The following is a 327-nucleotide window of genomic DNA, read 5'->3' on the forward strand; positions in this document are numbered from 1 at the left end:
GCGCGTCACGCAGCTCCAGGTTGAACACGGCGAGGGCGGGTTCGTCCGCGTAGGCGGCGAGGACGCTGGGCGGCGGCGGGACGTACGACGACAGGGCGCCCGCCGAGACCAGGATCAGCAGGCAGAGCAGCTGTGTGTCCTGGCCGAGCTCGGGCACGTGGCGGCGCAGCAGCTCGGCCATGGCCCCGGTCCTGGTGAGGTAGGACCGCTTGTGCCGCTTGACCACCTCGACCGAGACGTTGTGCTCGAGGACGCCGCCCTGGGCGCCGATGAGGTCGCACAGCACCACGCGGCCCGCCAGCGACCGGCTGAGGATCTCCGCCAGCC

The 327-nt window shown here is 72.5% G+C and carries 1 pseudogene; it reads right to left on the reverse strand.

The window, feature by feature from the left end:
• Window positions 1–327, reverse strand: a pseudogene (locus tag PUR53_RS00215) (TetR/AcrR family transcriptional regulator); the annotation flags it as partial.

Source organism: Streptomyces sp. SP18BB07, assembly GCF_036322545.1.
Classification (GTDB): Bacteria; Actinomycetota; Actinomycetes; order Streptomycetales; family Streptomycetaceae; genus Streptomyces; species Streptomyces deccanensis.